This window comes from Burkholderia sp. SIMBA_051 (assembly GCF_046534915.1).
Classification (GTDB): Bacteria; Pseudomonadota; Gammaproteobacteria; order Burkholderiales; family Burkholderiaceae; genus Burkholderia; species Burkholderia ambifaria.
Genome location: NZ_JAWRXS010000003.1, coordinates 69,670 through 93,939, shown reverse-complemented (window position 1 = coordinate 93,939; position 24,270 = coordinate 69,670). Strand labels below are relative to the sequence as shown.

The 24,270-nt window shown below is 65.4% G+C and carries 27 protein-coding genes and 1 tRNA gene; 4 read left to right on the top strand and 24 right to left on the bottom strand.

Annotation, left to right across the window (positions count from 1 at the left end):
- Window positions 1-84 precede the first annotated feature (84 nt).
- Window positions 85-471: a RidA family protein gene (locus SB771_RS07910; protein WP_175660454.1), complete on the bottom strand. Its 387-nt coding sequence runs from the start codon at window positions 469-471 to the stop codon at window positions 85-87.
- Window positions 472-501: 30 nt separating this feature from the next.
- Window positions 502-1,716: an amino acid aminotransferase gene (locus tag SB771_RS07905; protein ID WP_175660667.1), complete on the bottom strand. Its 1,215-nt coding sequence runs from the start codon at window positions 1,714-1,716 to the stop codon at window positions 502-504.
- A gap of 191 nt (window positions 1,717-1,907) precedes the next feature.
- On the opposite strand from SB771_RS07905, the gene SB771_RS07900 reads away from it, so the two are divergent.
- The 3 genes from SB771_RS07900 (at window position 1,908) to SB771_RS07890 (ending at window position 2,992) form a co-directional block, all read left to right on the top strand.
- Complete coding sequence (locus SB771_RS07900) at window positions 1,908-2,390, top strand: Lrp/AsnC family transcriptional regulator (RefSeq protein WP_034176545.1); 483 nt, start codon at window positions 1,908-1,910, stop codon at window positions 2,388-2,390.
- A gap of 82 nt (window positions 2,391-2,472) precedes the next feature.
- Window positions 2,473-2,547 (top strand) — tRNA-Val (locus SB771_RS07895).
- 130 nt (window positions 2,548-2,677) lie between these two features.
- Complete coding sequence (locus SB771_RS07890) at window positions 2,678-2,992, top strand: hypothetical protein (RefSeq protein ID WP_175660453.1); 315 nt, start codon at window positions 2,678-2,680, stop codon at window positions 2,990-2,992.
- Window positions 2,993-3,019: 27 nt separating this feature from the next.
- Here the strand turns inward: SB771_RS07890 and SB771_RS07885 are convergent, their stop codons facing one another.
- The 4 genes from SB771_RS07885 to SB771_RS07870 all read right to left on the bottom strand — a co-directional run bounded on the left by SB771_RS07885 (window position 3,020) and on the right by SB771_RS07870 (window position 4,413).
- The gene (locus SB771_RS07885) at window positions 3,020-3,508 is read right to left on the bottom strand and encodes a hypothetical protein (RefSeq protein WP_175660452.1); all 489 of its coding nucleotides are present in this window, start codon (window positions 3,506-3,508) and stop codon (window positions 3,020-3,022) included.
- Between the two features lie 30 nt (window positions 3,509-3,538).
- Window positions 3,539-3,712: a helix-turn-helix transcriptional regulator gene (locus SB771_RS07880; RefSeq protein WP_244096821.1), complete on the bottom strand. Its 174-nt coding sequence runs from the start codon at window positions 3,710-3,712 to the stop codon at window positions 3,539-3,541.
- A 57-nt stretch (window positions 3,713-3,769) separates the two neighbouring features.
- On the bottom strand, window positions 3,770-4,144 hold the full coding sequence (locus SB771_RS07875; protein WP_175660450.1) for a helix-turn-helix transcriptional regulator: 375 nt from the start codon (window positions 4,142-4,144) through the stop codon (window positions 3,770-3,772).
- A 62-nt stretch (window positions 4,145-4,206) separates the two neighbouring features.
- On the bottom strand, window positions 4,207-4,413 hold the full coding sequence (locus SB771_RS07870; RefSeq protein ID WP_175660449.1) for a hypothetical protein: 207 nt from the start codon (window positions 4,411-4,413) through the stop codon (window positions 4,207-4,209).
- 388 nt (window positions 4,414-4,801) lie between these two features.
- Here SB771_RS07870 and SB771_RS07865 point away from each other — a divergent pair, with 388 nt between their 5' ends.
- Window positions 4,802-5,284 carry a hypothetical protein gene (locus tag SB771_RS07865; RefSeq protein ID WP_175660448.1) on the top strand — a complete coding sequence of 161 codons (483 nt, stop codon included), beginning with the start codon at window positions 4,802-4,804 and terminating at the stop codon, window positions 5,282-5,284.
- Between the two features lie 25 nt (window positions 5,285-5,309).
- Here the strand turns inward: SB771_RS07865 and SB771_RS07860 are convergent, their stop codons facing one another.
- From SB771_RS07860 to hutU, 18 genes are all read right to left on the bottom strand, one after another.
- The gene (locus SB771_RS07860) at window positions 5,310-5,933 is read right to left on the bottom strand and encodes a hypothetical protein (protein ID WP_175660447.1); all 624 of its coding nucleotides are present in this window, start codon (window positions 5,931-5,933) and stop codon (window positions 5,310-5,312) included.
- Window positions 5,933-6,439 (bottom strand): GNAT family acetyltransferase, encoded by a 507-nt coding sequence (locus tag SB771_RS07855; protein WP_244096822.1) that lies wholly within the window; start codon window positions 6,437-6,439, stop codon window positions 5,933-5,935. The genes SB771_RS07860 and SB771_RS07855 overlap by 1 nt, the downstream gene beginning before the upstream one ends.
- A gap of 264 nt (window positions 6,440-6,703) precedes the next feature.
- On the bottom strand, window positions 6,704-7,387 hold the full coding sequence (locus SB771_RS07850) for a hypothetical protein (protein WP_175660446.1): 684 nt from the start codon (window positions 7,385-7,387) through the stop codon (window positions 6,704-6,706).
- Window positions 7,387-8,055, bottom strand: coding sequence for a hypothetical protein (locus tag SB771_RS07845; RefSeq protein ID WP_175660445.1), 669 nt, complete (start codon window positions 8,053-8,055; stop codon window positions 7,387-7,389). The genes SB771_RS07850 and SB771_RS07845 overlap by 1 nt, the downstream gene beginning before the upstream one ends.
- A 3-nt stretch (window positions 8,056-8,058) precedes the next feature.
- Window positions 8,059-8,313 (bottom strand): hypothetical protein, encoded by a 255-nt coding sequence (locus tag SB771_RS07840; RefSeq protein ID WP_175660444.1) that lies wholly within the window; start codon window positions 8,311-8,313, stop codon window positions 8,059-8,061.
- A 260-nt stretch (window positions 8,314-8,573) separates the two neighbouring features.
- Window positions 8,574-9,194: a terminase small subunit gene (locus SB771_RS07835; RefSeq protein WP_244096823.1), complete on the bottom strand. Its 621-nt coding sequence runs from the start codon at window positions 9,192-9,194 to the stop codon at window positions 8,574-8,576.
- Between the two features lie 164 nt (window positions 9,195-9,358).
- Window positions 9,359-11,452, bottom strand: a complete 2,094-nt coding sequence (locus SB771_RS07830; RefSeq protein ID WP_208446592.1) for a VapE domain-containing protein — start codon at window positions 11,450-11,452, stop codon at window positions 9,359-9,361.
- Window positions 11,453-11,638: 186 nt separating this feature from the next.
- On the bottom strand, window positions 11,639-12,250 hold the full coding sequence (locus tag SB771_RS07825) for a hypothetical protein (protein ID WP_175660441.1): 612 nt from the start codon (window positions 12,248-12,250) through the stop codon (window positions 11,639-11,641).
- Between the two features lie 100 nt (window positions 12,251-12,350).
- Window positions 12,351-12,542: a helix-turn-helix transcriptional regulator gene (locus SB771_RS07820; RefSeq protein ID WP_208446591.1), complete on the bottom strand. Its 192-nt coding sequence runs from the start codon at window positions 12,540-12,542 to the stop codon at window positions 12,351-12,353.
- 93 nt (window positions 12,543-12,635) lie between these two features.
- Entirely contained in the window at window positions 12,636-13,778 is a 1,143-nt protein-coding gene (locus SB771_RS07815; RefSeq protein ID WP_244096824.1) for a tyrosine-type recombinase/integrase, read from the bottom strand.
- Between the two features lie 327 nt (window positions 13,779-14,105).
- Window positions 14,106-15,500, bottom strand: coding sequence for an aspartate aminotransferase family protein (locus tag SB771_RS07810; protein WP_175764160.1), 1,395 nt, complete (start codon window positions 15,498-15,500; stop codon window positions 14,106-14,108).
- Window positions 15,501-15,528: 28 nt separating this feature from the next.
- Window positions 15,529-16,866, bottom strand: coding sequence for a glutamine synthetase family protein (locus SB771_RS07805; RefSeq protein WP_175705181.1), 1,338 nt, complete (start codon window positions 16,864-16,866; stop codon window positions 15,529-15,531).
- A gap of 12 nt (window positions 16,867-16,878) precedes the next feature.
- Window positions 16,879-17,685, bottom strand: coding sequence for a gamma-glutamyl-gamma-aminobutyrate hydrolase family protein (locus tag SB771_RS07800; RefSeq protein WP_175662655.1), 807 nt, complete (start codon window positions 17,683-17,685; stop codon window positions 16,879-16,881).
- Window positions 17,686-18,413: 728 nt separating this feature from the next.
- Window positions 18,414-19,211 carry an N-formylglutamate deformylase gene (hutG, locus tag SB771_RS07795; protein ID WP_012364256.1) on the bottom strand — a complete coding sequence of 266 codons (798 nt, stop codon included), beginning with the start codon at window positions 19,209-19,211 and terminating at the stop codon, window positions 18,414-18,416.
- 59 nt (window positions 19,212-19,270) lie between these two features.
- A complete protein-coding gene (locus tag SB771_RS07790; RefSeq protein WP_175662654.1) occupies window positions 19,271-20,647 on the bottom strand; it encodes a formimidoylglutamate deiminase in 1,377 nt (458 codons plus the stop codon).
- 23 nt (window positions 20,648-20,670) lie between these two features.
- On the bottom strand, window positions 20,671-21,894 hold the full coding sequence (gene hutI, locus SB771_RS07785) for an imidazolonepropionase (RefSeq protein ID WP_175662653.1): 1,224 nt from the start codon (window positions 21,892-21,894) through the stop codon (window positions 20,671-20,673).
- A 4-nt stretch (window positions 21,895-21,898) separates the two neighbouring features.
- Window positions 21,899-22,549 carry a HutD family protein gene (locus tag SB771_RS07780; protein ID WP_175662652.1) on the bottom strand — a complete coding sequence of 217 codons (651 nt, stop codon included), beginning with the start codon at window positions 22,547-22,549 and terminating at the stop codon, window positions 21,899-21,901.
- Between the two features lie 2 nt (window positions 22,550-22,551).
- Window positions 22,552-24,240, bottom strand: a complete 1,689-nt coding sequence (hutU, locus tag SB771_RS07775) for a urocanate hydratase (protein ID WP_175662651.1) — start codon at window positions 24,238-24,240, stop codon at window positions 22,552-22,554.
- Window positions 24,241-24,270: the final 30 nt, after the last annotated feature.

Sequence of the window (24,270 nt, the reverse complement as noted above, 5' to 3'; positions counted from 1 at the left end):
TCCATCCTTGTCTTTATCCTTGTTGTGCTTCTCGGGGTTTGCTGGTGATTACGGGTACTGCAAGCCGTGCCGCGTGGCATGGTGCTAGTCGCGTGCCGCCGGCAGCGCGACGTACGCGACGAGTTCGACGCGCATCGCCGGATGCGCGAAGCCCTGCACGCCCACGCACGTGCGGTTCGGATACGGTTCGCGGAAGTGGCGCTGGTATTCGGCGTCGAATTCCGGCATCGCCTTCACGTCGGACAGATAGACGAGCACCTGCGCGACGTCGTCCATCGTCGCGCCGGCCGCCGCGACGGCCTTCGCGAGATTGCCGAGCGTGATGCGCGCCTGGTCGGTCATCGTGTCGCCGGCGATCGCGCCGGATGCATCGACCGGCCCGTGGCCGGTAAACATCAGGCCGCCCGCGCGGGTCGCCCACGAGAACGGCTGGGCCAGCTGCGGCAAGTCGACCGGGATCGTGTCTGCCATCGTGTCCTCCTTCGGTTCGGGATCGGCCGCTCAGGCGGCCTGGCGCGACGTGCCACCGAGCACGTCGGCGATCGCGTTCGCGACATGGTCGACGTTCGCATCGTTCAGGCCGGCAATGCACATGCGGCCGGAGCGCAGCAGGTAGACGCCGTGCGACGTGCGCAGCCGGTCAACGTCGGGCGCGGCGATGCCCGTATAGCTGAACATCCCGCGCTGCGTGACGAGTGCGTCGAACGCGGGCGCCGGCAGGCGCGCGTCGAGCCGCGCCTTCAGCGCGCCGCGCATGCGCTTGATGCGCGCGCGCACCTCCGCGACTTCGTCCTCCCAACACGCGCGCAGCACGTCGTCGTTCAGCACGGTCGACACGAGCTGCGCGCCGAACAGCGGCGGACTCGAATAGGTGCGGCGCACGCCGGCTTGCAACTGGCTCAGCACCGTCGCCGCTTCGCCCGCGCTCGCGCAGACGATCGACAGCCCGCCGACGCGCTCGCCGTACAACGAGAAATTCTTCGACAACGAGTTGCTGATGATCGCCGGCAGCCCCGCTTCGACGATCGCGCGCACGGCCCAGGCGTCGTCGTCGAGCCCGTCGCCGAAGCCCTGGTACGCCATGTCGAGGAACGGAATCAGCCCGCGGCGCGCGAGCACGTCGATCACAGCGCGCCACGCGTCGCGGCCGAGGTCGAGGCCCGTCGGGTTGTGACAGCACGGCTGCAGCAGCACGATGCTGCGCGCGGGCAGCGCATCGAGCGTCGCGAGCATCGCGTCGACGCGCAGATCGTTGCGCGCTTCGTCGTAGTACGGATACGTGTGCACGTCGAGGCCGGCCGCCGAGAAGATCACGCGATGGTTGTCCCACGTCGGATCGCTGATCCAGATCGCGCTGTCGGGGAAATAGCGCTTCACGAATTCGGCGCCGAGCCGCAGCGCGCCCGAGCCGCCAAGCGTCTGCAGGGTCGCGATGCGCCCTTGCGCGAGCGCCGCGCAGCCGGCGCCGAACACGAGACGCTGCACGCCCTGCCGGTACGCCGCGAGCCCTTCCATCGGTAGATACGTGTGCGGCGCGCCGGCTTGGCTCACGCGCTCGGCCGCGAGACGCGTGCTCTCCAGCACCGGGATGCGGCCCGCGTCGTCGTAGTAGAGGCCGATGCTGAGGTTGACCTTGTGCGGATGCGCATCCTGCTGGAACGCCTGGAACAGCGACAGGATCGGGTCGCCCGAATAGGCGGGAACATGTTCGTACATGGCGGAATGACGGTAGAAGTTGAAGGCGGCGATACGGCCGGTGGCCTGACAGCGCGTCAGGCCGTGCGGTCGAGGCATGGGGCGCATGTTATCGAGGACGAAATAGAATGAGCTTCACTTTTCGATGACGAATCGCGTCGATTGCCGTAGAGTCTGCGTCTTGTAACTCAAAATTCACGGGATTCTGCGAAATGACTCTGGATCGAACCGACATGCGGATCCTCCGGCACCTCGAGCGGGACGGACGCATCAGCAATCAGGACCTCGCGAACGCGGTCGCGCTGTCGCCGTCGGCGTGCCTGCGGCGCGTGAAGCTGCTCGAGGAACGCGGCGCCATTGCGGGGTATCGCTGCACGATCGAGCCGAAGAAGGTCGGCGTCGCATTCGAGGCGCTCGTGCATGTGTCGATGCGGCCGGACGTGCCCGAGTGGCACGACCGGTTCGTGGAGGCGATCCAGGCGTGGCCGGAAGTGATCGCCGCGCAGATCGTGACGGGCGGCTCGAACTACGTGCTGACGGTGCGGGCGCGCGACCTCGACCACTACTCGGACTTCGTGATCAACCGGCTGCACCGCGCGGCGGGCGTGATGTCGATCAATTCGAGCATCGTGCTCGCGACGCTCAAGCGCGACGGCTCGATCCTCGATCTCGTCGAGCCGTCGACGGCCGGCTGATGGATTGCTGCACGAATCTCAAAAATATTTGCAGAAAGGGCTTTACGAACCCCAAAAGCTCTGACATAATTTCAGCTTCTTTGGGCGGTTAGCTCAGCGGTAGAGCACTGCCTTCACACGGCAGGGGTCACTGGTTCGATCCCAGTACCGCCCACCAAAGAATTCGAAGGAAATCAAGGACTTGCGCAGAAATGCCTAAGTCCTTTTTCTTTTCGTACGGAAAGCGTACGGAAACCACACGGCGCATTGCACCTCGAAATTCGAGGGATTTGCTAAGGGTCTATATCATGACCAAGGTCCGACTTTTTGAGATCCGTTGCCGGGATGGTCACGGTAACGAATGGTCAGAGTACGTACCGGCGAACAACAAAGAGACCGTCGAGGCCGAGTACGCGCACCCATACATCGCGACCCAAGTTACTTACCTCGGTTATTTCGACGTAACGCCAAGTTACGACGGCCAACAGTTTGAATTTGAGGTGGACGGCATCAGATTCACACCTGAGTCGCGGGGTTACAACTTCCTGCGGGGGTACATGTCGAAAGATCTGGCGGCCTTCACGAAGCATTTGCGAAAGGTCGATCCGACATTCGATCAGTAAATCTAGCCGGCGCGCCAGAATTACACCCTACCCGCGCCCCAGTTGCCGATTTACCTCGTCGCGCGCATCCTGCCGGATCTCCCGCCGCATCTCGTCATCCTCCGCGTAGGCCGCTCGGTACTTCTCGATGAGCTCGACCAGTCGGGCCCGCGCCTTTCGCGCGGCGACGACCTCGGATTCGAGCTGCTCCTGAGACAGCGCGGTAAAGTCGGCATTCTCGCTGCGTGCCGCAGCGGCCAGCCGGTCCAGTTCGGCCTGATCCCCTTCGACCGCCTGGCGCCAGGCCACCATCGCTCCGGAGCCTCCCAGCCCTCGTGCGGCTAATACGCGCTGACGGGATTGATCGCCTAGCGTCAGCAGGCCGCGTGCGGTAGCGAGCGCCAGATGGACATCGGCGACGGTCGTTCGCAGTTCGAGCCGCAAGTCTAGCGACTTGATTTTGTGCATTCGAAACGTGGTGTAGCCGGAGATCGCCAACGCGATGAGCCCGGTCGCGGCTCCAATATAGTCGGTCACGTTCGACATATCCGTCCTCTCTATGGCCCATCAATCGGCGGCTTTGATCTCCGCGAGAAATGCGTTGACGCTCTCGGCGGTGATGTAGCGCGAGCGCGTCCCGATCTTCACGAGTCGCAGCTTACCAGCGCCGACCAGCCGATACACAGTGGTCTTCGAGATACTGAACTGCCGCATTACCTCGCGGACCTTGTAGAGCTTCACGGGCGCCGGCGCGCCCGGCTGTGTTTGAACTGGCGTGCGCATGGCGGCCGCTGACGGTCAGCGTGGTTGCGACGCGCTTTGATTCTGTTCGATCAACGTGATTAGGCTTTTTCCCGTCACCCCGCTCGCTCGCGCGCCAATCTTCACGAGCTCAAGGCGGCCATCGCGCGCCAAGTTGTAGACGGTGGCCCGGCTGACGCCGAGCCGCTGCATCACATAGGCTACGCGATACAACGAGTCGGGCCGCAGCGTCGGCGGCACAACGGCGACCGGCCGCTCCTGTCGATGCGCTGGTGTCGGCGGCCGCTCGCGCAGTTGTGCGGCAACGCGGCTCGCGATTCGATCCGCGAGCAGGTCGAGCAAGTCGTCGCACAGCACCAGGTCGCGACCGGCGGGTGCTCCCGCCTTGAGAGTCTTGGATACGTAGGGCATGCCCCCTCCTTCTCTGTGGACAGTCACCCGCGGCCCGGCGATGCCGAACGCGGGTCGCGGTCTTACAACCCTGCAATGCGCTCGACGAGCAGTTCTACAGCGGTAAGCTTCGGCAGCACCGCGTCGGACACCGACGGCCCGCGCAAACGGATCAGCTCGCGCGCTGCGTCGATGGCAAGAAACAGTTCCGCGATGTCGCACGACGACACCGTCACTTGATCAGGAATGCTACCGATAGGGAAAGAAAAGGGTTGAACGTTGGTGTTCATGGTGCGCTCCGTATGCGATCGCATCGCCCCGCTGTCAAACGGGGTGGGCAGCAACGAGTGAAGTTGACAGACCGGGGCATACGGAACCCGGCAGGCCGAAGCCTCTCCACTCGCGCCACCCATAAAAAGATGCGCGTTCTCAAACGAAGAAAAACCGCCATCGCGGCGGTTGTCTGCCGCATGCATTCGGGCTGTCAAACCCGGTCGACGTTGTGTGCATCGACGGACTCAGTATAGGGCAGCCCCGGATTAAAATGCAACAAAATCAGCAGGTTAGGCAGCTCTGTACGAGGTGTACAGCCACTCCTGACGCAACTGAAGCGCGTTTCGTCGGCGGGCACGCCGCGCGCTAGAATGCGCCCACCCACAACAACGAAACGGGGGCGCTGTGAATTCAACTGGACGCTTTGCATTCACCGCGTGCGTGAGCGCGGCTGTGATGTTCTCGGCGACGGCCGACGCGCAGTCATTCAATGCGCATGCGCGCCTTGTCACGACCTGGCAGGCAAAGGATCTCACGGGCAAATCGGCAGCCGCGGAGCGCCTCGTTGCGCTCGAAGAAATGGATGAGGTTTACGACCGTCCCGGCGACAACTGCACGCAGTTCATCGGTCCCGTCACCGTCGAAGGCGTCCAGTTCACATCGAGCGGCGGCACGCTCGAAACGTTCCGATTCACTGACAAGAACGGAAGCCAATGGTCCGTGCCGACGAACATCGGCCGGCTATCGAACGTCGACCGACAGCGCGCGAACAGCTTCATCCGTGTCGGAAAGCGCTACTTCGCGCACGTGCAGGTGTGCGGCAGCGGTGGAATCGCCAGCCTGGTCAGCATGTACGATGCGGCCGTGAATTTCGGCCCGGTTCGCTGACCGCACACTGAATCGCTGGTGCGCATCACGGCATCGTGAACAGCAGCGGATTGCCGGCGGCCGTGGTGCCGTATGTTTTCAACGACTGCGAGAGCCCGAGCGGGTTGTTCTTCGCATAATTCCCAGCCCCGCCGAGCACAGACGCTGCCGCCGAGATGCCGCCGGTGATCATGCTGTTGCGCGCGTTCGTGCGCGCCGTACGCGCGGCGAACCGATCTTGCGACGCCTGATCGTCGAGCGTCCCGCCCTGCAAGACGCTTTGGTAGCGGGTCTGCAGCGCGTCGAGCTCAGCATTGCGCACGCTTTGCACCTGCGTGTCGAGCGCCGAACCGGTGTTCGGGTTGAAGCCAGATTCCGCGACTGCCGCGCGTTGCGCACCAAGTTGCTGATCGGCTTGGCCGCGCTGCATTTCTTCTCGGTTCACGTTCTGAGCGTAAACCTGTGCGGCCTGGTTGTTCGCGAGCTGCGCGTTGCGGTCCATGATGGCGGCTTGTTGGCGCTGGGATGATGCTTGTGCTGCGCCGGCAGCCAGCGCGCCGGCCGCGCTCACGCCAGCGCTTACCAGGCTCAGCGTGCTAAGTGTCGTCGCAGTGCCGGCCGCAGCACTTGCGGCGGAGCCGGCCGCTGCGAGCAGAGGTAGAAACGCCATTATTTAACCCTCGCAAAAAGAATCATGTCTCGCCCTGCGGCGGTGTACTTACGGCGAACGCACTCGCGTTCAAACCCAAGGTGTTCGGCCCATGCGATGCCGGCCGCATGCGACGCGTCAACGTCCATTTCGATACGGCGCCACGGCGCGTCATTGAGCACGCGTCGCACCATCCGGTGAACCAGCCTGAATCGACGCGGAACCAGCAACGCCGACGACATCAGCGTCCACGCCTGCGCGCGGTTCTCCCAGCACTCGACCAGGCCGCCGCAACCGAGCACCTTTCCGTCCTCGACGATCGCCCATCCGACACGCGTCGCCGCACAGAGCTTTTCGGCATATTCCCTAGTCAACGCGTCAGCAGTCGCGGCCTGCGTCGGCTGCAGTTCGACGGCGAGGATGTGCTCGGGCGCCAGGCGTTCCGACATCAAGAGCGAGCGCGGCCGACGTCCGGAAATTGAATCTCGGGCGCGTCGGCGCACGCTTTTCAGAAAATTGATAGGCATATTTGTCCTGTTCAAAGTCAAATGCGCTCGCATGGCCTGCGCGGTACATCTTCGCGCTGCTTACCCGTCGTCCGACACCAGAGGTCAAGGATCAGCTCACTGCGCACATGCGACGGCTCGGTCATGTCTTCGATGTACTTGCGCACGGCTGCCTCGCTTACTGGCCGCGCAGTTCGTGCACGACGTCTTTCGGCTTCGGGTAGAAGGGCCGGAGGTCGAATAGCACCTCGCGCCAGTTGATCGCCGATATCAGCATCGCGGCCGCTACTTCAGCTTCCCGGCGCCACGCTGCCGGAGCGCTTCCTGAGCGAACTTGATGACCGTCTTGCGATCAGCGCCGAGCCCCGTCTCGCGGAGCACCTTCGCGACGCGCGGATCGCGCTTCGCGAGCGCGTTCGCAGCGTCCCAAGCCTGCTCCCACCCGTCGCCGAACGTCTCTTTCATACCCTGTACGGCGTCCGCGAGGTGGGCCTGCTTGTCGGCCTCGGGCAGCGCCGGCCAGCCCTGCGCAAACAGCCGGGCGTCAGCGAGGAATTCGCGCACGTCGGTTTGGTTGCCGCCGTGGTCGGCGACGATCGCGGCGAACTCCTTGCGATCGATCGTGCCGCCCAGGCCGTCGTCGATCGACGCGACGGTTTCCTGCCCCCACTGCCCGGAGCCGGTCAGTTCGTCGTACAGCGGTCCGTGCGCGCCCTCGTCGCCGTAGAACTTGCGCTCTCGGTCATTGCGAACGAGCGCCAACGCGTCCGGGTCCGAGTCGGCGACCTGCGGCGTGCCCTGCTGGGCGACGCCAATGCGCAGGTTCTCAGCGGCGTTCCATACCTTCGGCTGCTCGACCGGCGCGCGCGGCGCCTCGGCCGCGCCCGGGAACTTGGTATTCGAGTAGAACGCCGCGGCGCGTTCCTCGGGCGTTTTCTCGATCGGCGCGGATTGCTGTTCGGTATCCATCACGCCTCCTCGCCAGCTTCGGTCACCGAGCGCAGCGCGGATTCGCTGTCGATGATGTACGGCGGTTGATGGGTCGGCTTTCGGTACGCGGCCGCGCTTTCGAGGCGCACGATCGCTTGTTGCATGTGCCGCGCGGCAACGGCCGCGATACTGTCGGGCCGCCGATCTTCGTCAAACATCGACTTGACGTACGTCCGCACGGCCTGGTCGGAAATCCACGCGCGGGTGCCACTCACGTACAGCCCGGACGTCTGCGCATCGTTCAGCTCGGGATTCATGCAGACAGCGCGGATCGCCCCGTGCAACTCAGCATCGACCTGCAGGAACTCGCTACGCGCGACGGCGGTCGCCTCTAGCGCAGCTTCCAGCGCCTTCGCCGCGTTGACGTAACGACGTTCCAGAGCGCGGGCCGCACGCACGCCGTCCCGCGACTCCTGGTGCCGCGCTTCGATCGCGGCGGCGGTGTTGGCGCGCTGCGCGGCGGCGTGCACACGGACGAGCGACGCTTCGCGCGACCGGTGCAGATCAGCGACGGCACGCAGCGACGCCGTTTCCTTATCCTCAGCGCCGTTATTCTCGAGCAGTCGATCCTCGAGTTGCCGCTGCGCGGTGGCGGTCTGCTGGCGCGCTTCCGCGAGCTGTGCTTCGATCAGTTTGATGTCGGCCATCGATCAGTCCTCGTCCACAAGCTCGACATCCCAATCCATCACGCGGGCCGCGTCGGCCTGCGCAGCCGTCGCGCGGCACCACGCGTGATCCTCGTCGGGCCGGATCCGCCATTCACCACCTTTCAGCAGTCCGTGGCGCTCGATGAATTCGGCGAGTGCGTCTTCGACAACACACGCCATCGACGTCCCGCGCAACAGGGCACACGCCTGCAGCCGGCTACGTGTCGCGTCCCTCATATAAATGTTCGTTGCTGCCATGTTCGGCTCCTATGTAGGCATTCGATCAGCGTCGCATCAGCGCGGCGCAGAATCTTGCGTTTGTGCGCATATCACTATGCGCATACCGTCATGCAGGATCGTGCGTCGTTCGAGACGGGCAATTGCCCGTCTTTCAACCAGAGACGGAGAGCGTGCGGGTAGCCAGCGGGGTAGCTACACGCCGCATTCACGTACAGCGCGTCTTGCAACGCCCATCCGACAAGGCACTACGCCCGGAGTTGAAATCGCCGATGGGGATTTCAATCGCCCTTCACGCGCGGTTTGCGGCCGGTCTGGTCGACCACACGCACGTGCGGCCTCTTCGAGATCTCGAGCTTGTCGTTCAGCATGCCGAGGTGGCGCATCGCCAGCGTGAGCGCCGTCATCTTGTCGAACACCTTCGCCTTCTTCGTGAGCGTCGGTGTAGGCGTCAGCTCGCCGTCGCCGTCCGCGCTGTACGTCATCTGCTCGACCACGTCGACGCCGGCGAGTACCGCTGCGGCCTCATCGTCGAGCTGATCCGGGCGCTTCAGCGTGCCGTCGGCGTTATACAGGCGCCGGATGTCGAAGAACGCGATTCGCTCGAGCTCGCGCAGCACGCGATCCTGCGTGATGTGCGTGCGCTCGCGGCGGGCGTGCATAGCCGCAGCAAGAGCCTGCTGCACTTCAACTTTTTTCAACAGGCGTTCGCCAATCTGCCCGGCCGTCTTCGCGCTATATCCGGCACGACGTGCGGCCGCGCTCGCATTTAGGTCACAAAGGTACTCGTCGACGAATCGCTGCTGCTTTGCGGTCAGTTTCTTCATAGCCTTACCTCTTAAAATTCGTACTGCGAACTTGTAATTTCCTGCGTCTTTCGGCCCCGTCGGCGGTGTATCCACCTGTATCCACCGTATCCCCTGTTTCCTATAAACCCCTGTATCCCCCTTATTTATCGCGCACACGTATATAGAAAAAGGTGGATACGGTGGATACGGTGGATACAAGCCTTACTGCATAAGACTCTGCGCGTATCCACCTAATGCAGAACGGGTGGATACGGTAGCTACGCTGACTTGACCCAAACCTTGACCGGTCGCCCCGCGACCCGCTTTTGCTGCCTTGAATATCCCATTTCTCGCAAAATTTTCCCGATTCGCATTTCATCGCTACGGGTCAGGCGACCGTGGGCCATTCCAAGGGGGCCGGCTGCGATCTCATGAACCTGCAAAAAGTCGCGCTCACGCGGCGGCAGGCCGAGTTCGCACTCTCCATCGCTATCAAGCCATTCGTGAACGATCGGCGTCCATGGGTCGGACAGCTTGTGCTGCGCGTGCACTTCGCGCGCCAGCGTCTCGGCCTCTCGCCAGTCGACATTCCCGGCGCGCTCGTAGGCCGCGCGGGCCTCGGCCCACAACTGGAGGCAGTCGGCGGCGATTCCGTCGACGTCGCACCGGCCGACGCGCACCGGCAGCCAGCGGCGTTCGCCCGTCTCGTCGGCGAGAAACTCGTCCTGGTTGGTCGTTCCGACGAACAGGAACCGGCGCGCGAACGTCACGCTGAACTCCTTGTACTTCGGCACGAAGTTCTCATGGGTCCGGCTGATGAACGCCTTGATCGACTCGGCGTCGCGCGTGTGCAGGCCGCGCAGCTCGCCGAGCTCGACCACCAGGCGGCCGCGCATCATGCGGGACGCGTTGTCGTCGCGCTCGTCGAGCTTCAGCTCGCAGTAGAACTCCTGCGCCGGCACGAGCGCCTTCACGGCCCGCGTCTTGCCGGCGCCCTGCTCGCCGATCAGCACCGGCACCATCGGCGCTTCGCACCCGGGCGACAGCACGCGACCAGCAAGCGCCGTCCAGAGATACCGCGACACCGCGCGCGTGTACGGCGTGTCCTCAACGGCCATGTAGTCGCGCAGGAACGTCTCGATGCGCCGCACGCCGTCGTGCTGCAGCCCCGTCAACCACTCGACGGCTGAGTCGATGTGGTTCTCATCGGCCACGAGCCCTACGCCGTCGCGCAGCGCTTCCTTGCTGAGCTTGAGGAAACCGAGTCGCTCGAGCCGGATCTGTAGCCGCGTGTAGTCCGGATCGGTGAATGCGCGCAGGCCGCGCGGGTCCGCCGCTTCGGCGAGCATGATCTCGGCACGGAAGTCGTCGTATCGGATGTGCCATCCGCACTCGTGCGGCGCGCGAACGGCTGTCACGATGTTCTCAGCGAGTGCGAGAATCTCGCCCTTGCCGTTGCGGCGATAGCCCGGACGCGGCGGTTCCTGTTCATCGGCCGGCACCACGTCGAAGTCGTCCTCGCTCGGCTCGCGCGCCGGGTCCTGCCAACCGTGCGTCGCGGCCATCGCCTTGATCGTGCCGATCGTAATCGGCGTGCCCTGATTCTTGCCGGCGTAGCCCCAATCGCGCTCCGTCTTCGCCGGGTCGTACTTGCTCGACCGCGCCGAGAACTCGTGCACGAGCGCCAGGCCATCATCCGAACCGTGCGACGCGTGGTGAACGCCGAACAGCACGTTGCGCCAGCTGTCGTAATCGAGCTCGTGCTCACCGCTGTTCGGGATCGCGTCGAGGGCGGATTTCAGCACGCCAAGCTCGGCAGGCGCGGCGGCCGCCGGCGGCACGACAATCTCGCGCTCGGCGCGCGGCACCGGCGCGCTGGTCGGCCAGTCCATTTCGGTGACGTACGACTTCGGCATGTCGTCCAGTTCGAACGTGTCGAGCGGCATCGATTTGCCGGCCAGCGGCAGCACGAACATGTTCCCGTACCCATCGTGCGGAACGCTGCTCTGCTTCGGGAAGGACTCGACCTGCCCGGCTGCCACACCCTTCGTCCCGTCCTGCAGGTCGCACGCAGCGAGCACGCGCCGCAACGCCTGGCGCACGCTGTGCGCGTCCTGCGGTTCGTCCCAAAGGAAGTAGATGTGGATCCCGGCGCCCCCGGATGAGCGGAACGGAATGCCCTGCAGGCCGACTGCCGACGCGGCGGTGAGGATGCGCACGGCGGTGTCCTGCATTTCGTGCCACGGCGTCTCGCCCTTGTGCGAGTCGAGATCGAGCAGCCCCACCAGCGTGACGTCGCTGCCCGGCTGCATCGGATACACGCCGTAGGCCGGCCCGCCGTTCACGTGATGCGCGAGCCGATCGGCAGTCAACGGTTGGCCGATGTGCTGCGGCGGTTTCCCCGGGCGCTTGACGCAGCACGTCGACGTGCGCACGCGCGAAACGATCGGCGCGAGCGCTGCTGCGAGATCCGAATGTGTACAGCTTGGCTTGACAGCAATTTCTGTAGGTGTACTATTCATTGTGTTTACCGAGCTTTGAAATTTTTGGGCCCGCATTTACTGCGGGCTTTTTCTTTTCACGAATTGAATGTCGGCGAGCCGCGGCGCTACGTTCTTAAGCATCCGCCGGCCCTCGGCCGGCGTCAGGCGTTTCGATCGCCGGAAGTGCGCGCGCAGGACTTCGAACGTCGTGGCATTGGCCTGGATCTCTGTCATCGCGAGCGCGAACGCACGCGCGAAATGACTCCCGGGCGTGTCACCCGTGAATGCATCGAGTGCGGCGCACGCGGCCCCGGCGTTTTTGATCTCGAAATGGCTGGATGCAGGATGGCACAGGCCAGCGATCTCCTCGCCGGCAATGCCGCCCAGGTCCATCACCGCTTCAGCAAAGAAGACGTCGGCCGCTTCGTCAAGGGTGTACGGGCGCCCGGTCAGCCGGTGCTCGTAGTGCGTCGAGCCTGTCCAAGCCAGATCCTGCGATCGAATGTGAGCACCGAGAAAGCGCCAGCCGAACGCCGCGGCGATGATCGTATGCCCGACTTCATGCGCGGCCGTCTGCTCGCGCGAACACGGGTCGTCTCCGTGAATAGCGCGGATCCGAAGCAGGTGCTCGGCGGCGGCCTGCTTCGCGGCGGGGCTCAGATAGCGTGCGTTGTCGATGGAATTCATGCTTTTCTATTCAAGTGTTAAGTTGCGCCTTACGCGGCCCAAAAACACGAAGGCCCGCGTTTAGCGGGCCTTCAATGGGCTGGATTGAATTGTCTTGGTGTCATTGCACTACCTCGCTCGGTTCGAGGCCGTCGATCCACGCCTTGACGTCGGACAGCTTCCAGCCCGTTGCCTTACGGCCAAGCTTTACCGGGCTCGGAAACTCGCCGCGCTTCCGCTTTTCGTAGAGGGTCGAACGCGAGAAGCCGCAGATAGCGAGCAACTCTTTCTCCCTGACAATTCGATCAATCACGATGTGCTCCGCACGTTGTAGAACTACCTCGGACGATAGCACCGCCAAACAGGGCGTGGACAATACCCGCACAAACCCCTGTTATACACAGCCTTACACTATCTGCACCGCGTCGAGCCGCGCGCGCGTCACGTCGTGCTTTAGGTGCCCGTAATGCTTGTCGATCATCGCGGTCGACGTGCCCGCCAGACGGGCAACGACGAACGAATCCATCCCGTTCGCAATCATTTCGCTGATCGCCGTGTGACGAAGCGAGTACATGACAATGTCGTCTGGCAATTGCGCCGCGGCAACTGCGGACCGGAACATTTTCTTCCATGCGTCTTTCGTCCACGTCGCGCCGGCCGTCGTCGTGAATAAGGGTGCGCTGGCAATCTTGTCGGTCGACAAAGTCTCAAAAAACTTGCGCGCCGCGGTCGAGAGGGTCACGACGCGAAAGCCCGTCTTGCCGGCAAGCGCGAGCGTGCCCTGAGCCCGATCGAAGTTGTTCGCGACGACTTTCGCCATTTCGCCAGGCCGAGCGGCAGTGAGAAGCAGAGCACGCACAAGTAATGCCAGATCATCCGGGCAATGATCAAGCAGCCGGCCGCGCTGTTCATGAGGAATGAACCCTTGCCTACGACGGCCCACGCCCTTAAAGGGGACGACAGTTCGCCACCCCGCATCAGTCGCTACCAGCCGATCACGTAACGCCAGATTTAACGCCGCCTTCAACGATGCAAGATTTCGGTTCGCGGAGTCTTTCGCGCGCCTAAGGTCATCTTCATCATCCTCATCCTCGTCGACTTCGATCAGGCCGGCGAGCCATGACTTCAGATCCGAGGTGCGCAACCGCGCAAGATCGATCCTCCCGATGGGCGCTTCATCGACAAGCCGGCGAAACCGACCTGCGGCATCGTTCGCGCTGGCCGTGCCCTTGTGCAGACGCAGGTGCTTCACGTATTGCTCAGCGACCTCCCGGACTGTAACGCCCTGGCGCGATACGCCAGCGTCCCGAGCGGTGAACCACGTGCGCGCCTGCTTCACGGCATCGTCGTACGTCGAAATGGTTCCCAAGGCGCGGTATTCCTGCTTTCCGTCCTCATTGCGCCTGCGAGCGATCCATGTCCCGGCGCCGGTTGGCAATTTCCTGAACCCGATGTACAGCCCGGTTTCGAGGCGATTCCAGTACGGCTCCCTTCGAGCCGCCAAGGCGTTTCTAACCGATACCTTCGTTATGTCCACTGCCGTCATCATCCATACGGAATTTGTACGAAAACATTATGCCGGAACACATCGAACAATGCCGGATTTATTTTTCTTAAAAATCAATCGATTACATACAAAACAGATCAACAAAAAACTGCTCTGGACTGAAATTCTTGCCTTCACACGGCAGGGGTCACTGGTTCGATCCCAGTACCGCCCACCAAAGAATTCAAGGGCCTGCGTCTCACGACGCAGGCCCTTTTCGTTTTGCGGTCGCTTTTCTGCGCCCCTCCTCTGCTGCCGAATGCTTCGGGCTCGCCCACCGCGTTCAAGAGTCGGCGCTTCGGCGACATGTGATCGAAGCGCCGCGACCGCTCACTTCCCTCGCCCCACCCGCTCCGCCGTCGCGTCGAACGCACGCCGCGCCTTGTCGACGATCTCGTCGACTTCCGCCTCCCGGATCACGAGCGGCGGCGACAGCAACATCCGGTCACCCGTCGCGCGCATGATCAGGTTGCCGTTGAAGCAGAAGTCGCGGCAGATCGTGCCGATATCGACATCCGCGCCGAATCGCTCGCGCCGGCTCCGGTCGCGCGCCAGCTGAACACCGGCGACCAGCCCCGCTCCCGCGATCTCGCCGACGATCGGATGATCGCCGAGGGCTTCCCGCAGCCGGCGCTGGAAATAAGGCCCGATGTCGCGCTTCACGCGCTCGACGATCCCTTCGTCGCGCAGCAGCTTCAGGTTCGCGACCGCGACGGCCGCCGCCACCGGATGCCCCGAGTACGTGAGGCCGTGATTGAATTCGCCGTTGTCGATGATCGGCCGCGCGACGCGCTCGTGAATGCCCACCGCACCCATCGGCACGTAACCCGACGTCAGGCCCTTGGCCATCGTGATCAGGTCCGGCTCGAAGCCGAAGTGCTGGTGCGCAAACCATTCGCCGGTGCGCCCGAAGCCGCCGATCACTTCATCGGCGACGAGCAGGATGTCGTACTTGCGGCAGATCCGCTGGATCTCCGGCCAGTACGTCGACGGCGGGAAGATCACGCCGCCCGCGCCCTGGAACGGCTCGCCGATGAACGCCGCGACGTTCTCCGCGCCGAGTTCGAGAATCTTTGCCTCGAGCTGCTGCGCGCGTGCGAGGCCGAACGCTTCGGGCGTCTCGCCGGCTTGCGCTTCGCCGAAGAAATACGGCTGGTCGATGTGCACGATGTGCTCGACCTTCGACGGCATCTGCTCGTGCATGTAGCCCATCCCGCCGAGCGTGCCGCCCGCGATCGTCGAGCCGTGGTAACCGTTCTTGCGCGAGATCACGTATTTCTTCTGCGGCTGGCCCTGCACGCGCCAGTACTGGTGCACGACGCGCAGCACGGTGTCGTTGCCTTCGGAGCCGCTGTTGCAATAGAAGAAGTGGTTGAAGCCCGCGGGCGTGACTTCGGCGAGCAGCGCCGACAGTTCGATGATCGGCGGGTGCGTGGTCTTGAAGAACGTGTTGTAGAACGGCAGTTCCTGCAGCTGGCGATACGCGGCGTCGGCGAGCTCCTTGCGGCCGTAGCCGACGTTCACGCACCAGAGGCCGGCCATCCCGTCGATCACCTTGTTGCCGTCGGAGTCCCACAGGTAGACGCCGTCGGCCTTCACGATCACGCGGCTGCCCGCGCGATTGAGCGCGCCCATATCCGAGAACGGGTGAATGTGGTGCGCGGCGTCGAGCGCGCGGTATTCGGCGGTCGAATGCGGCGGGAAGGCTTCGTTTCGATCGGTCATGTTTCCTCCGTAAAACAGCGCCGCACACTCACACGTGCAGCAGCAGATGGCGGCGTTCCCACGAGCTGATCACGCGGAAGAACGCTTCGTATTCGGTTTCCTTCAGCGCCAGGTACGCCTTCACGAACTTGTCGCCGAGAATGCCGGCGAGCGGCGTGCACGCGGCCATCAGCGAGATGCCCTCCTCGAGATTGCGCGGCAGCTGGTAAGGCAGGTCGTAGCCGTCGGACGCGATCGGTTCGGTCGGCGCGAGCTGCTGCGTGAGGCCGAGATAGCCGGCCGCGAGCGTCGCCGCGAACGCGAGGTACGGGTTGCAGTCGACGCCCGGAATCCGGTTCTCGATGCGCCGCGCGACCGGCGTCGACTGCGGGATGCGAAAGCCGACCGTGCGGTTGTCGTAGCCCCACTGCACGTTGATCGGCGCAGCCATGAACCGCGACAGCCGGCGATACGAGTTGATGTACGGGGCGAAGATCGGCATCAGCGCGGGCGTGTACTTCTGCAGCCCCGCGAGATAGCTGTGGAACATCGGCGACACGATCCCGCCCTCTTCGGCGAACAGGTTGCGGCCGGTGTGCACATCGGCGAGGCTCTGGTGGATGTGCATCGCGGAGCCCGGCTCGCCTTCCATCGGCTTGGCCATGAACGTCGCGTACATGTTGTGCCGCAGCGCCGCCTCGCGCACCGTGCGCTTGAACAGGAACACCTGGTCGGCCAGCGACAGCGCGTCGCCGTGCACGAAGTTGATCTCCATCTGCGCGGCGCCGACTTCGTGGATCAGCGTCTCGATGTCGAGCCCCTGCATCTCGCAATATTCGTAGATGTCCTCGAACAGCGGATCGAACTCGTTGACGGCCTCGATCGAATACGACTGCCGGCCGGTTTCCGCGCGGCCGGTGCGCCCGATCGGCGGACGCAACGGCAGGTCGGGATCCGCATTCATGTCGACCAGGTAGAACTCGAGCTCGGGCGCGACGACGGGATTCCAGCCCTTCGCCTTGTACAGGTCGAGCACGCGGCGCAGCACGTAGCGCGGCGAGATCTCGACCGGCGAGCCATCGAAATGCACGCAATCGTGGATCACCTGCGCGGTCGGATCGACGGCCCATGGAACCAGGCAGATCGTCGATGGATCGGGCACGCACACCATGTCGGGATCGGTCACGCCGGTCAGCGTGCCGTCCTCCGGATAGTCGCCGGTGACGGTCTGCACCATCACGGCCTGCGGCAGGCGCATCGATTCGCCGGATTCGAACTTGTTGCGCGGAATGATCTTGCCGCGCGCGATGCCGGCCATGTCGGGAATGATCGCCTCGACTTCGGTGATGCGGTGCTGACGCAGAAATTCGCTCAGTTCGGGTTGCATGATCGGCCTCGTTCAGTCGATGTCGGATGCGGCCGGCGACGGCATGGTGCCGCCGGCCGCACGAATGCGGTGGGTCATGCGCGCGCGGCACGCCGCGCCGAATGCCGCGAAGATGTCGCGCGACAGCGGCTGTTCCGCGAAACGCCATTCGGGATGCCACTGCACGCCGAGCGCGAACGCGCGCGCGCCGCGCACGCTGACGGCCTCGATCAGCCCGTCGGGCGCGCTCGCTTCGACCGCGAGCCCCGCGCCGAGCCGCGCGATGCCCTGGTCGTGCAGCGAATTGACCATCGCGTCGTGCGCGCCGCGCGCGATCCGTTGCAGCAGGCCGCCCGGCGCAAGCTGGATGCGATGGGCGGGGCCGTACTGCCGCTCGAGCGGATCGCCGTCGCGCTCGCGATGGTCGTGGAAACCGGGGCTCGCATGCAGCCGCTGATGCAGCGTGCCGCCGTACGCGACGTTCAACTCCTGCATGCCGCGGCAGATCGCGAGCACCGGCACGCCGGCATCGATCGCCGCGCGGATCAGCGGCAGCGCGGTCGCATCGCGCGCGGGGTCGTGCAGCGTGTCGGGTGCACTCGCCGGGCCGCCGTAGTGATGCGGCTCGACGTTCGAATAGCTGCCGGTCAGCAGCAGCCCGTCGACGGACGCCACGATCGCATCGACCGGCTGCCGCTCACCCAGCGCGGGCAGCACGAACGCCAGCGCGCCGGCGCCGTCAACCAGCGCGACGAGATACTTCTCGCCGGCGGTGTGGTTCGGATGGGCGCCGCGCAGGATGCGGTCGGCGGTGACGGCTACGATCGGGCGCGCTCGCATGATCGCCTCCGCGATAAGCGCGCGACGCGTGCGGACGCGCAGGACGATGGAAGCCCGCCGTGGCGAAGCATGCGCCCGTGCGCGATCATGCCGCGCGCACGGTGCGGCAACAGGCGGTACGACCCGATGCGAAAACGGACAACGACACTAGGGCAACAATGAAGCGCTGCCGTCGCGCTGCACCGCGCTGAACACGTGCGCGGTCACGAGGTTGAAGCGGCGCAGGCCGCGATGGGACACAGCGAAGAAACCAGGCTCGCGTATGAGGGCGGCGCGCGTGCCGCGATCAGCATGCCGGATCGGCCCGGCCTGAGGCGGCGCGCCCGCCGACGGACTTCGGGTCCGGCGTATCGAAGGGCTGGCGGCTTTCACGATCGTACTCGACTGACTGATGAAGACAGGACACGTGTCGCGGTGAAGCGCAGGCGACGAGGCCGTGCGGCGACACGTCGGGAAGGTGCCTCGCGACGGATTCCGGCGGGTTACGGCGCCAATCGACACCGTCGTCGCCGGTGCGCGCGTGACGACTTCCTGACATTCAGCTTATATCACCTAAAAATTGCGTCAAATTTCCAGGTGCCGATCCCCGACATCGATCAGACAAAAAAACGGCATCGACCGTTCGGATCGATGCCGTTTTTGTGCGCTGCATCAGCTTGCCCGCACCGCGTGCCGTCAAGCCGGCGCGGAAAATATCACCGCACCGCCGCACGCAGCGTGCCGACCGATCAGCGATGCGCGAGCGCGGTTTCGACGAGCGTCTGCAGCAGCGGCACGATCCGCGCGGCGCGCGCTTCGTCGTATGCGTACGGACGCGTCTCTTCCATGTAGGTGATCTGCGACAGTTCGAGCTGCACGGCTTCGACGCCGGTGGCCGGCACGCCGTAGTGACGCGTGATGTAGCCGCCCTTGAACCGGCCGTTCGCGACCGCCGTATAGCCACCGTGCGCGTTCACGCATGCGGCCAGCGCCTCGGCGAGGCCGGGCGCGGCGCTCGCGCCGCTCGACGTGCCGAAGTTGAAGTCCGGCAGGCGGCCTTCGAAGAAACGCGGCACGTGCGAGCGGATCGAATGCGCTTCCCACACGAGCACGCGGCCATGCTCGCGCTTCAGGCGCGCGATCTCGCCTTGCAGCGCGTCGTGATACGGGCGCCAGTAGCGATCGCGACGGCGCATGATCTCGTCGTTGCCGGGCAGCGCGTTCGGCGGATACAACGGCGCCTTGTCGAACGTGTCGACCGGCACGAGCCCGGTCGTATCCTGCCCCGGGTAGAGATTCTCGTTGTCGGGCGGACGGTTCAGGTCGACGACGTAACGCGCGTGCGACGGCACGAGGATCGAGGCGCCGAGCGTCGCCGCAAACCCGTACAGCCGCTCGAGATGCCAGTCGCAATCGTCGACGAAGCGCGCATCGGGCGTCATCGTCGCGGCGATGTCGTCGGGGATGTGGGTGCCTGCATGCGGGATCGAGATCAGCAGCGGCAGCGTGCCCTGCTTCAGCGTGAATACAGCCGGTTGTTCAGTCATGTCGCCTCACCGTAAAAGTCTGCCGGCGCACGCGCGCGGCGTGCGCCGGGTGCCGCGCGTCAGCGCAGCAGTTGCGCCAGCGCGGCGCGGTAGTCGGCATAAGCAGCGGTTTCGTCGCGATGGCGGCGGCCGCTCACGACGCGTTCGCCGCCGGTGTAGACGTCGAGCACCGGCGTATCGCCGTGCTCGGCGAACACCGCGCCCGACAGCCACGCCGCGCTGCCGTGTTCGGCGATCGCGGGATGATCGGGATCGAGCACGAGCCAGTCCGCGCGGCAGCCTTCACGCAGCGCACCGATGCGCCGCCCGCTTGCCTGCGCGCCGCCCGCGAGCGACGCGTCGAACAGCCGGTCGGCGACATGCGCCTGCGTGTCGCTCGCGAGTACGTTGCGCGCACGATGCACGAGCCGCTGCCCGTATTCGAGCAGGCGCAGCTCCGAGCGCCAGTCGACCGACGCGTGGCTATCCGAGCCGACACCGATCACGCCGCCCTGCGCGAGATAGTCGACGGCCGGAAACACGCCGTCGCCGAGGTTCGCTTCGGTGGTCAGGCAGAGGCCCGCCACCGCGCGACGCTGCGCGAGCGCCGCCGTTTCGGCCGCATCGACGTGCGTCGCGTGCACGAGGCACCAGCGCGCGTCGACGTCGAAGCGATCGAGCAGCCATTGCACGGGCCGCGCGCCGTACGCACGCACGCAGTCGTCGACTTCGGCTGTTTGCTCGGCGATGTGGATGTGCACCGGCGCGTCGTCGGGCAGGCCGTCGAGCAGCACGCGCAGCCCGTTCTCGGACACCGCGCGCAGCGAGTGCGGCGCGACGCCGTAGCGTAGCCCGCCGTGTTCGGGCGCGACGCGGCGCATCGCGTCGAGCAGTTCGAGCAGGCCGTCCGGCGTGTTGATGAAGCGGCGCTGGTCGTCGCGCGGCGGCTTGTTGCCGAAGCCGGCGAACTGGTACGACACGGGCAGCATCGTGATGCCGATGCCGGCCGAGCGCGCCGCGTCGATCACGCGCGTGCCGAGCTCCGCGAGCTGCGGATAGCGCGAGCCGTCCTGCGCGTGATGCACGTAGTGGAATTCGCACACCGACGTATAGCCGCACTTGAGCATCTCGACGTACAGCCAGCGCGCGATCGCCGCGAGCGCGTCGGGCGTGATCTTCAGCGCGAAACGGTACATCAGGTCGCGCCAGCTCCAGAAGCTGTCGGCGGGATTCGCGCGGTATTCGGTGAGCCCGGCCATCGCGCGCTGGAACGCGTGCGAATGCAGGTTCGGCATGCCGGGCAGCACGGGCCCGGCCGCGCGCGCGACGCCCACCGGCGCATCGGTGTCGGGCGTCACGTCGGTCAGCGTGCCGCCCGCGTCCCAGCGCAGCAGCACGTTGCGGCGCCAGCCGTCGGGCAGGTAGGCATGGTCCGCGAACAACGTCATTTCGGTCATGGTCAGTTTCGTCTCCTGCAAGGCTAGCCGTTCATCCGGCGAAACACCGTCGCACCGCCGCGCACGACCTGCTCGCACAGCGGGCGGCCGATCCAGTAAGCGAGCTCCGCCAGCGAGCCGACCGACCAGACCGCGAAATCGGCCTGACGACCGATCTCGAGCGCACCGTGACGATCGGCACGACCGAGCGCCGCGGCCGCATGGCGCGTCACGCCCTGCAGCACCTCGGGCACCGTCATCCGGAACAGCGTGCAGCCCATGTTCAGCGTCAGCAGCAGCGATTCGAGCGGCGACGTGCCGGGGTTGTGATCGGTCGCGAGCGCGATCGGCACGCCGTGCTTGCGCAGCAGCTCGATCGGCGGCAATTGCGTTTCGCGGATGAAGTAGTACGCGCCGGGCAGCAGCACGGCGACCGTGCCTGCCGCCTTCATCGCCTCGATGCCGGCTTCGTCGAGAAATTCGAGGTGGTCGGCGGACAGCGCGCGATAACGCGCGGCCAGCGCGGTGCCGCCCGCGTTCGACAGCTGCTCCGCGTGCAGCTTCACCGGCAGGCCGCGCCGCGTCGCGGCCTCGAACACGCGCTCGGTCTGCCCGAGCGAAAAGCCGATGCGCTCGCAGAACACGTCGACCGCGTCGACGAGGCCTTCGTCGGCCAGCGCCGGCAGCATCCGTTCGCACACTTCGTCGATGTATTCGTCCGCGCGGCCCGCGTATTCCGGCGGCAGCGCGTGCGCGCCGAGGAACGTCGTGTAGACGCTGACCGGGAAGCGCTCGCCGAGCTGGCGCGCGACGCGCAGCATCTTGCGCTCGCTCGCGAGGTCGAGCCCGTAGCCCGACTTGATCTCGATCGCGCTCACGCCTTCCGCGAGCAGCGGCTGCAGACGTGCGGCGGCCTGCACGAACAGCGTCGTCTCGTCGGCCGCGCGCGTGGCGCGCACCGTCGACACGATCCCGCCACCCTGCCGCGCGATCTCCTCGTAGCTGACGCCGGCGAGGCGCTGCGCGAACTCGTCGGCGCGCGTGCCGCCGTACACGAGGTGCGTGTGGCAGTCGACGAGGCCCGGCGTCACCCACGCGCCGTGCAGGTCTTCCCGCTGCCAGTGCGCGTAACCGTGCGGCAGCGCGGAGAACGCGCCGAGCCACACGATAGAGCCGGTTTCGTCGACGGCGATCGCCGCGTCGTCGAGGGTTTCGTCGGGGTGGCCGTGCGGACACAGCCTCAAGTGATGCCAGACAGTCGGTTTCATGCGTTCAGTCTCGTTCGCCGACGGCGAGCGACACGGCGAGCAGCGCGCCGCCTCCGCTCACGACGACGTCAAACGCACGCCGCGGCCCGTCGAGCCGCAGCGTGTCCATTTCCTGCAGCGCGTAATGCGCGCCGTCGATCTCGACGCCGACCGCGCCGGTCGCGCAGAACAGCAGCACGGTATCGGCGCGCTCGACGCGGTGCGTGCCTTCGGCCCACACGTCGACGGTCCCGCGCGCGGCCGAGCGGCGCGTCATCAGGTTGAAGTCGCGGGTCGGGCCGTCGTGCAGCGTCGCGTCGATCGCCGTTTCGCCGGCGAAATCCGCACGGGCGAGCGGCGCGTCGAGCACATGGCGCGCGCCGCCCGCTTCCGTGAGCGTCATGCCCGCGCCGGACAGCAGCACGAGCGTGCGATCGACGCCGTCGAAACGCGAGAACGGCCCGGCCACGTCGACGTCCGCGACGCTCACGCGCCATGCGAACGCATCGAGCGCGGCGCCCGGCAGCGCCCCGGCGGACGTTCCCGGCGGAGAAAATGCCGCGATTTCGCGCGTCACGCCGCCGCCGTTCTTCCACGGCGACGCAACGAGATCCACCGAGCGGATCGTCGCGGCGGCCAGTGTTGCGTGCACCGGCGCCTGGTCGAGCGCCGTCATGCTCAGCGGCCGAGCATCGGCAGCTTCAGGCCGGCTTCGCGGGCCGTCTGCTGCGCGAGTTCGTAGCCGGCATCCGCGTGGCGCATCACGCCCGTCGCCGGATCGTTCAGCAGCACGCGGCCAAGACGCTCGTGCGCTTCGGCGGTACCGTCGGCGACGATCACGACGCCCGAGTGCTGCGAGAAGCCCATCCCGACGCCACCGCCATGGTGCAGCGATACCCACGATGCGCCGCCCGCGGTGTTCAGCAGCGCGTTCAGCAGCGGCCAGTCGCTCACGGCGTCCGAACCGTCCTTCATCGATTCCGTCTCGCGGTTCGGGCTCGCGACCGAACCGGTGTCGAGATGGTCGCGGCCGATCACGATCGGCGCCTTCAGTTCGCCGTTCTTCACCATCTCGTTGAACGCCTGGCCGAGGCGATAGCGATCCTTCACGCCGACCCAGCAGATCCGTGCCGGCAGGCCCTGGAACGCGATGCGCTCACGTGCCATGTCGAGCCAGTTGTGCAGGTGCGCGTCGTCGGGAATCAGCTCCTTCACCTTCTGGTCGGTCTTGTAGATGTCTTCCGGATCGCCCGACAGCGCGACCCAGCGGAACGGACCCTTGCCTTCGCAGAACAGCGGGCGGATATAGGCCGGCACGAAGCCCGGGAAGTCGAATGCGTTCTCGACGCCCATTTCCAGCGCCATCTGGCGAATGTTGTTGCCGTAGTCGAGCGTGGCCGCGCCGCGTTCCTGCAGCGTCAGCATCGCGCGCACCTGCTCGGCCATCGACTGCTTCGCGACCTTCACGATGCTTTGCGGATCGACCTTCTGCGCCTCGCGCCATTGCGCGACGGTCCAGCCTTGCGGCAGGTAGCCGTTGATCGGGTCGTGCGCGCTCGTCTGGTCGGTCACGCAATCCGGCGTGACGCCACGCTTGACGAGTTCCGCGAACACGTCGGCCGCGTTGCCGAGCAGGCCGATCGAGACCGGCTTGCCGGCGCGCTTCGCTTCGTCGATCATGCCGAGCGCTTCGTCGAGCGTCGTCGCCTTCTTGTCGACGTAGCGGGTCTTCAGGCGGAAGTCGATGCGCGTCTCGTCGCATTCGACCGCGATCATCGAGAAACCTGCCATCGTCGCGGCCAGCGGCTGTGCGCCGCCCATGCCGCCCAGGCCGCCCGTCAGGATCCAGCGGCCCGACGGGTCGCCGTTGAAGTGCTGGTTCGCGACCGAGAAGAACGTCTCATAGGTGCCCTGCACGATCCCCTGGCTGCCGATGTAGATCCAGCTGCCGGCCGTCATCTGGCCGTACATCATCAGGCCCTTGCGGTCGAGCTCGTGGAAGTGATCCCAGTTCGCCCAGTGCGGCACGAGGTTCGAGTTCGCGAGCAGCACGCGCGGCGCATCCGGGTGCGTGCGGAACACACCGACCGGCTTGCCCGACTGGATCAGCAGCGTTTCGTTATCCTCGAGATCCTTCAGCGACGCGAGGATCTGGTCATAGCATTCCCAGTTGCGCGCAGCACGGCCGATGCCGCCGTACACGACGAGCGCATGCGGATGCTCGGCGACTTCCGGATCCAGGTTGTTCTGGATCATCCGGTAGGCCGCTTCGGCCAGCCAGGTCTTGCAGACCTTCTCGCTGCCGCGCGGTGCGCGGATCGTGCGCGTCGGATCGAGACGGGGATCGATGTGTTTCGGATGGTTCATGACAACTGCTCCCGAAGGAAAGTGAAGATC

Coding starts and splice junctions, on each gene's coding strand:
- SB771_RS07910 (WP_175660454.1), bottom strand. CDS start 471: ATGGCAGACACGATCCCGGTCGACTTGCCGCAGCTGGCCCAGCCGTTC.
- SB771_RS07905 (WP_175660667.1), bottom strand. CDS start 1,716: ATGTACGAACATGTTCCCGCCTATTCGGGCGACCCGATCCTGTCGCTG.
- SB771_RS07900 (WP_034176545.1), top strand. CDS start 1,908: ATGACTCTGGATCGAACCGACATGCGGATCCTCCGGCACCTCGAGCGG.
- SB771_RS07890 (WP_175660453.1), top strand. CDS start 2,678: ATGACCAAGGTCCGACTTTTTGAGATCCGTTGCCGGGATGGTCACGGT.
- SB771_RS07875 (WP_175660450.1), bottom strand. CDS start 4,144: ATGCCCTACGTATCCAAGACTCTCAAGGCGGGAGCACCCGCCGGTCGC.
- SB771_RS07870 (WP_175660449.1), bottom strand. CDS start 4,413: ATGAACACCAACGTTCAACCCTTTTCTTTCCCTATCGGTAGCATTCCT.
- SB771_RS07860 (WP_175660447.1), bottom strand. CDS start 5,933: ATGGCGTTTCTACCTCTGCTCGCAGCGGCCGGCTCCGCCGCAAGTGCT.
- SB771_RS07855 (WP_244096822.1), bottom strand. CDS start 6,439: ATGCCTATCAATTTTCTGAAAAGCGTGCGCCGACGCGCCCGAGATTCA.
- SB771_RS07850 (WP_175660446.1), bottom strand. CDS start 7,387: ATGGATACCGAACAGCAATCCGCGCCGATCGAGAAAACGCCCGAGGAA.
- SB771_RS07845 (WP_175660445.1), bottom strand. CDS start 8,055: ATGGCCGACATCAAACTGATCGAAGCACAGCTCGCGGAAGCGCGCCAG.
- SB771_RS07840 (WP_175660444.1), bottom strand. CDS start 8,313: ATGGCAGCAACGAACATTTATATGAGGGACGCGACACGTAGCCGGCTG.
- SB771_RS07825 (WP_175660441.1), bottom strand. CDS start 12,250: ATGAATTCCATCGACAACGCACGCTATCTGAGCCCCGCCGCGAAGCAG.
- SB771_RS07815 (WP_244096824.1), bottom strand. CDS start 13,778: ATGATGACGGCAGTGGACATAACGAAGGTATCGGTTAGAAACGCCTTG.
- SB771_RS07810 (WP_175764160.1), bottom strand. CDS start 15,500: ATGACCGATCGAAACGAAGCCTTCCCGCCGCATTCGACCGCCGAATAC.
- SB771_RS07805 (WP_175705181.1), bottom strand. CDS start 16,866: ATGCAACCCGAACTGAGCGAATTTCTGCGTCAGCACCGCATCACCGAA.
- SB771_RS07800 (WP_175662655.1), bottom strand. CDS start 17,685: ATGCGAGCGCGCCCGATCGTAGCCGTCACCGCCGACCGCATCCTGCGC.
- hutG (WP_012364256.1), bottom strand. CDS start 19,211: ATGACTGAACAACCGGCTGTATTCACGCTGAAGCAGGGCACGCTGCCG.
- SB771_RS07790 (WP_175662654.1), bottom strand. CDS start 20,647: ATGACCGAAATGACGTTGTTCGCGGACCATGCCTACCTGCCCGACGGC.
- hutI (WP_175662653.1), bottom strand. CDS start 21,894: ATGAAACCGACTGTCTGGCATCACTTGAGGCTGTGTCCGCACGGCCAC.
- SB771_RS07780 (WP_175662652.1), bottom strand. CDS start 22,549: ATGACGGCGCTCGACCAGGCGCCGGTGCACGCAACACTGGCCGCCGCG.
- hutU (WP_175662651.1), bottom strand. CDS start 24,240: ATGAACCATCCGAAACACATCGATCCCCGTCTCGATCCGACGCGCACG.